The 6486-nt window shown below is 73.5% G+C and carries 5 protein-coding genes and 1 pseudogene; 3 read left to right on the forward strand and 3 right to left on the reverse strand.

What is annotated here, in order from left to right; translation table 11 throughout:
* The first annotated feature begins 41 nt into the window (after positions 1–41).
* Positions 42–614, forward strand: coding sequence for a hypothetical protein (locus EAO70_RS20485; RefSeq protein ID WP_261992961.1), 573 nt, complete (start codon positions 42–44; stop codon positions 612–614).
* Between the two features lie 13 nt (positions 615–627).
* Here the strand turns inward: EAO70_RS20485 and EAO70_RS20490 are convergent, their stop codons facing one another.
* The 3 genes from EAO70_RS20490 to EAO70_RS20500 all read right to left on the reverse strand — a co-directional run bounded on the left by EAO70_RS20490 (position 628) and on the right by EAO70_RS20500 (position 3617).
* Positions 628–1638 (reverse strand): LLM class F420-dependent oxidoreductase, encoded by a 1011-nt coding sequence (locus tag EAO70_RS20490; RefSeq protein ID WP_148004327.1) that lies wholly within the window; start codon positions 1636–1638, stop codon positions 628–630.
* A gap of 115 nt (positions 1639–1753) precedes the next feature.
* Entirely contained in the window at positions 1754–2566 is an 813-nt protein-coding gene (locus EAO70_RS20495) for a DUF5336 domain-containing protein (protein ID WP_148004328.1), read from the reverse strand.
* A 142-nt stretch (positions 2567–2708) separates the two neighbouring features.
* Complete coding sequence (locus tag EAO70_RS20500; protein ID WP_148004329.1) at positions 2709–3617, reverse strand: N-acetylmuramoyl-L-alanine amidase; 909 nt, start codon at positions 3615–3617, stop codon at positions 2709–2711.
* A 623-nt stretch (positions 3618–4240) separates the two neighbouring features.
* On the opposite strand from EAO70_RS20500, the pseudogene EAO70_RS20505 reads away from it, so the two are divergent.
* Positions 4241–5131, forward strand: a pseudogene (locus EAO70_RS20505) (acyl-CoA dehydrogenase family protein); the annotation flags it as partial.
* Between the two features lie 13 nt (positions 5132–5144).
* Complete coding sequence (locus EAO70_RS20510; protein WP_148004330.1) at positions 5145–6338, forward strand: lipid-transfer protein; 1194 nt, start codon at positions 5145–5147, stop codon at positions 6336–6338.
* Positions 6339–6486: the final 148 nt, after the last annotated feature.

A 6486-nucleotide genomic window follows, 5' to 3' on the forward strand; every position in this document is an offset into this window, starting at 1 on the left:
CGGGGTGAGGCTGGCGCCACCAGCCCCAGGGAGGTCCCGCCGTGCCCAGACCCGTGTCCCGTACCCTTTCGCGTCCCGTCTCCCGCGGCGTCGTGGCGCTGCTGCTCTCCTGCGCCCTGCTCCTCACCACGGCCGGGTGCGGTGGTGACGACACGCAGAACACGAGCAGCGCGGCGACCCCGACGGCCTCGGCGAGCTTCGAGCAGCAGAAGCTCGCCAAGACGCGGTTCGTGGCCAACGCGGGTCTGGCCGCCGGAGCCACCTACCAGTGGATCGTGAAGCCGTACCGCGCGGGCAAGTTCAAGAAGGGCGCGGACGGCAGGACCCTGGCCCTGGTGAAGGCGGGCCTCGCGGGCGCGTTCACGTACAACCGGCTCAAGGCGGCGACGAACAACGCCAAGGGTGACCCGCTCCTGTCCAAGGCGGTGGCGCCGCTCACGGCCGGCATCGACTCGCTCAAGGACCTCGGTACGAAGCTCCGCAAGGGCGAGGCCGGCGACGCGGACGTCGGCGCCTTCGAGAACATCATCAACAGCGTCAAGGACGCGGGCAAGAGCGCCGGGGCCGACGTCGTCGACAAGGTCCCCAGCGCCTCCCAGCTCAGCGGCGGCTGATCCGCCGGACCCGTCAGGCGTTGAGTTCCGCGAGCAGCCGGAGGGTCGCGGGGTCCGGTGAGGTGACCAGGAGGTCCGTCACCGGGCCCCGCCGCCAGGCCTCCAGGCGTCCGGCGATCCGCTTCCGCGGTCCGACCAGCGAGATCTCGTCGGCGAAGGCGTCCGGCACCGCCAGGACCGCGTCCTCGCGGCGCCCGGCGGCGAACAGCTCCTGCACGCGCCGGGCCTCCTTCTCGTACCCCATCCGCCCCATCAGGTCGGCGTGGAAGTTGCGGGCCGCGTGCCCCATGCCGCCGATGTAGAAGCCGAGCATCGCCTTGACCGGGAGCAGCCCGGCCGCCACGTCCTCGCAGAGCGCGGCCCGGACCATGGGGGCGACCAGGAAGCCCTCCGGGAGCCGCTCGGGCAGGGCGTACACCTCGGCATGGCGCTCGGGGGACCAGTACAGGGGCAGCCAGCCGTCGGCGATCGTGAGCGTCTGCGCGATGTTCTTCGGCCCCTCGGCCCCCAGCAGGATCGGCAGGTCGGGCCGGAGGGGGTGGGTGATCGGCTTGAGGGCCTTGCCGAGGCCGGTGCCGTCGGGACCGTCGTACGGGTGGGAGTGGTGGCGTCCGTCGAGCCGGACCGGGGCCTCGCGGCGCATGACCTGGCGGACCACGTCCACGTACTCGCGGGTCGCGGTCAGCGGGGAGCGGGGGAAGGGGCGCCCGTACCAGCCCTCGACGACCTGCGGTCCGGACAGGCCGAGGCCGAGCAGGACCCGCCCGCCGGAGAGGTGGTCGAGGGTGAGCGCGTGCATCGCGGTGGTGGTGGGGGCGCGGGCGGCCATCTGCGCGACGGCGGTGCCCAGCCTGATCCGGCTGGTGTGGGCGGCGATCCAGGTCAGCGCCGTGAAGGCGTCGGATCCCCAGGCCTCCGCCGTCCACACCGAGTCGTAGCCGAGCCGTTCGGCCTCGCGGGCGAGGTCGAGGTGGCCGGGGGAGGGGCCGCGGCCCCAGTAGCCGAGGGCGAGTCCGAGTCGCATGCCCCACACCCTTTCTGACGGTGTGTCAGTTCAGCTGGATGTCGGGACTGTACGCCAACGGCCCCCCGCCCGGAAGGGATTCCGGGCGGGGGGCCGTCTGAGGTGTGCGCGCGGGTCAGCCGCGCTGGATGCCCGTGGTGTCCTGGAGGACACCGCGGCGGCCGTCCTGCGTCTGGGCCACCAGGGCCGCGCCGCGCTGCTCGACCGCCAGGTACCAGGTGCCGGGGGCCAGCTCGGCGATCGGCGCCTGCGCGCCGTCCTCCCCGTACAGCGGGCGCGCGATCGGGACGGCGAACCAGAACGGCTCGAAGTTCCCGGCCGGCGCCTGCGGGGCCTGCGGCTCCGGCCGCTGCGCGGCCTGCGGCTGCGGGGCGGGGGCGGGGGACTGCGCGCCGAACGAGTGGCCCGCACCCTGCGACGGGTCCTGCGGACCGCCGTACTGCGGCTGCTGCGCACCCGGGTAGCCGTAGCCGCCGGGGACGCCCTGCGGGCCGGCCTGACCGGGCTGCATGCCGTACGGCTGCGGGGTCTGCGGGCTCGGCGCGCTCATCAGCGGGGCCTTCAGGGCGGGGACGAGCGGGGCGGCCACGGCGGCGGCGGCCAGGACCAGGGCGGCGATCAGGCCGAGGATCAGGCCCGCGCCGGCCTCGACCTCACCGAGGTCGAGCACGGTCCAGAGGAGGGACCACGCGGTGATGACCGTCGCGGCGACGCCGAACTGGCCGAGGTCGAGGCCGACGATCTTGCGGGGCTGCGGCAGCGCGCGGTTCAGGACGACCAGGGCCGCGCCGATGACGCCCACCATGTAGACGCCGATGGCGTTGCCCAGGGAGTTCCAGGCGTTCGGGGCGTCGATCGTGAGGCCCTTGTAGGAGAAGTAGTCGAGGAACGAGGCGATGAACAGCACCACCGCTGCACCGATCAGCACGCCATCGCCTCGGGTGAGGGAGCGGATATTCACGTGAGAAGTCCTTCGTCGGGTCGTCGCGTCGGGGTGGCGCTCAGGTCATGGCACGGGGGATGGCACGGAGCTGCCCCATCGTACGGAGCGAATCTATCGCTCGCGGGTTCTACCCCCGGAGGTAGGTGGCGATGCCGTCCGCCATCCCCTGGGCGGCCTTCTGCCGCCAGGCCGCCGACGTGAGCAGCTCGGCGTCCTTCGGATCACGCATATTGCCGCATTCGACGAAGACCTTGGGGACGGTTGAGAGATTGAGTCCGCCGAGATCGTCGCGGACGTCCAACCCCGTGTCGGAACCGAGGTAGTTGGACGGGGCCGTTCCGGTGGCGCGGGCGAAGCGGTCGGCGATCCGCTCGCCGAGCTCGCGGGAGGGGCCGACGATCTTCGCGGTGTCGGCCGCCCCCTCGCGGACGCGTGCGGGCAGGATCACATGGAAGCCCCGGTGGCCCACGGCGGAGCCGTCCGCGTGGACGGAGACGACGGCGTCGGCGCGGGCCGCGTTGCCGATCTTCGCCCGCTCGTCGATGCAGGGGCCCCAGGGGCGGTCGGCGTCATGGGTGAGGACCACCTCGGCGCCGCGCGCCGTGAGCAGGTCCCGCAGCCGGTGGGTGACGTCGAGGGTGAAGGCGGCCTCGGTGTATCCCGCGTTCGTGGAGGTGCCGGTGGTGTCGCACTCCTTGCGGTTCGTCCCGATGTTCACCTTCTGGTTGATCTCCTTGGCGTGCCGGAAGTTCCCCGGGTTGTGGCCCGGGTCGAGGACGACGGTCCGTCCGGCGAGGGAGGCCCCGGCGGCGCCGGGGGAGGCCGCGGGGGTGCCCGCGCCGTCCGGTCCTCCGGAGGGCGTGGCGGCGGTGGGCGCGTCCTCCGCGCCCCGCGTGGACCTCCCGTCCGAGGGGGAGGCCTGCGAGGCCCCGCAGCCGGCGAGCGCGGCGCAGCAGCCCGCGGCGGCGAGGGCGAGCGCGGGGCCGCGGAGCAGGGCGCGGGTGCGGAGGGGGGTCTTCCGGTGGTCGTACGGCACCCGGCGACTCTAGGCCCTGCGGGGGGCGGAAACCGGCAGCGGGTACGTCGCAGGTTGGTCACCGCTTCGCGAAACGGTGGACGCGTGTGAGCGGACCGTGAAGGGTAAGTGCATGAGGCGGCGGTGGGGTGTCACCGCGCATGGACCACGAGGGGGAACCGTGGTGGGGGAAGAACCGAACGACGCGCGTCCCGAGCCGTCCGACCGTCCTGTGCGGGACGACACACCGGGTGGCTCGCAGCAGGCGGATCAGGCGAATCGGGTGTACCTGGCGAAGCAGGGGCAGCAGGCGGGCCCGCCCGGTGGGTCGGAGCCCTCGGGCGGCGCCGGGTCCTCGGGCGGCGCCGGGTCCTCGGGCGGCGCCGGGCAGGAGGGCTCGCTCGACTCGTCGACGCGGATGCTGCGCCCGGCGGCCGCGGACCGTCACCGGTCCCGATCACCTCGCGGAAGGCCGTGCGCAGCACCTCCGCCTTCTTCTCCGCCGGGGCCTCGTCCACCCGGTACGAGAAGTCGGCGGCGTGCCGGACGGCGGCCAGGCGGTGCCGGTCGCCGGTGCCGAGGAGCTGGCGGGCGACGAGGGCGCGGCGGAGCAGCAGGTGGGCGTCCAGCGCGCACTCGACGAGGCCGGGATCACCGTCTCCGGGCTCGGCATCGCCACCTGGGTGGTCCCCTCGCTGCTCGCCCACGGCACCCCGGCCCAGCAGGAGGAGCACCTCGGCCCGACCCTGCGCGGCGAACGCCTCTGGTGCCAGCTCTTCTCCGAACCCGGCGCCGGCTCCGACCTCGCCTCCCTGCGCACCCGCGCCGAACGCACCGCGGACGGACGCTGGCGGATCAACGGGCAGAAGGTCTGGACGAGCGCCGCCCAAGGGGCCCACCACGGCATCCTGCTCGCCCGCACCGACCCGGCCGCCCCCAAGCACCGGGGCCTCACCTATTTCCTCGTCGACATGCGGAACACCCCCGGGATCGACGTACGCCCGCTCAAGGAGATCACCGGGGAGTCCCTCTTCAACGAGGTCTGGTTCGACGACGCGATCCTCCCCGCCGACGCCGTCGTCGGCGAGGTCGACGACGGCTGGCGGGTCGCCCGCAACACCCTCGGCAACGAACGCGTCCACATGGCCGACCAGGTCGCCTTCGACACCGGCCTCGAAGCCGTCATCGCGCGGGCGGACGGCGCCGACGGCTCCGTACGGGTGCGGATCGGCGCCCTGCTCGCCGAGGCGCACGCGCTCGCGTGCATCGGCCTGCGCACCACCCTGCTCCAGGTGTCCGGGCTCGAACCCGGCGCGGGCGCCAGCGTCCGCAAGCTCGTCCAGACCCTCCACCAGCAGAGACTCGCCGAACTCACCCTCGAACTCCTCGGCCCCGAAGGCGCCGTGCGCGAGGGCCCCGGCGAACGGGCCGTGCACGGCCTGCTCATGTCCCGCTGCCTCACCATCGCGGGCGGCACCACACAGGTACAGCTCAATGTCGTCGCCGAGCGGCTGCTCGGCCTGCCGAGAGACTGAGGGGGAACCGCAGATGGGCAAGGTGTACGTGGTCGGCGTCGGGATGACCCGGTTCGAGAAGCCCGAGACCCGGGACTGGCAGTACTGGGACATGGTCAAGGAGGCCGGCACCGCCGCCCTCGACGACGCGGGGATCCCCTACGCGCGCGTGGAGCAGGCCGCCGTCGGCTACTGCTTCCAGGCCTCCACCGCCGGCCAGCGCGCCGTGTACGAACTCGGCCTCTCCGGCATCCCCGTCTACAACCTCAACAACAACTGCGCCACCGGCTCCACCGCCCTCATGACGGCCCGCCAGTTCGTCGAGGGCGGCCTCGCCGACTGCGTCCTCGCCGTCGGCTTCGAGAAGATGAGCCGCGGCGCGCTCGGCGGCGGGTCGGGGGCGGGCGACTTCTCGGCCTCGCCCGTCGCCCGGCACTACGGGATCATGGCCGCCGCCCACGGTTTCGAGGCGAGCCCGCCCACCGCGCAGATCTTCGGCAACGCGGCCCGCGAGCACATGGAGCGGTACGGGACGACCGAGGCGCAGCTCGCGGCCGTCGGCGCCAAGAACCACCGGCACTCGGCGCACAACCCCTACGCCCAGTTCCGGGACGTCTACACGGTCGAGGAGATCCTCGCCGCCAAGACCGTCCACCGGCCGCTCACCAAGCTCCAGTGCTCGCCCACCTCGGACGGCGCGGCCGCGGCCGTCGTCGTCTCCGAGCGCTTCGTCGACGAACACGGGCTGCGGGACCGGGCGGTGGAGATCGCCGGGCAGGCGATGACCACCGACACCGGGGAGTCCTTCGCCTCGGGCTCATGCATCGACGCCGTCGGCCGCCCGATGTCCCGGGCCGCCGCCCGGCAGGCGTACGAGCGGTCCGGGCTCGGCATCGAGGACGTCGACGTGATCGAGCTCCACGACTGCTTCTCCGTGAACGAGCTCCTCACGTACGAGGCCCTCGGCCTGTGCGAGGAGGGCGCCGCCGGCAAGCTCGTCGAGTCGGGGGCGACGACGTACGGCGGCCGCTGGGTCGTGAACCCCTCGGGCGGCCTCATCTCCAAGGGGCACCCGCTGGGCGCCACCGGACTGGCGCAGGCCGCCGAGATCGTCTGGCAGCTGCGGGGCGAGGCGGGACCCCGCCAGGTGGCCGGAGCGCGGGTCGGACTCGCGCACAACATCGGCCTGGGCGGCGCGGCCGTGGTCACCCTGCTCCGCAAGGCGTAGGACTTCTCCCCGGGTACGGCGTACTCCCCGGGTACGGCGTAGGACCTTATCCCCGGGTACGGCGTAGGACCTTATCCCCATGTACGGGGCGGAGCCGGTCTGCGACCATCACACGCATGCCGCAGACCGACTCCGCACGGACGACCCC

The organism is Streptomyces sp. adm13(2018), assembly GCF_008042145.1.
Taxonomy (GTDB): domain Bacteria; phylum Actinomycetota; class Actinomycetes; order Streptomycetales; family Streptomycetaceae; genus Streptomyces.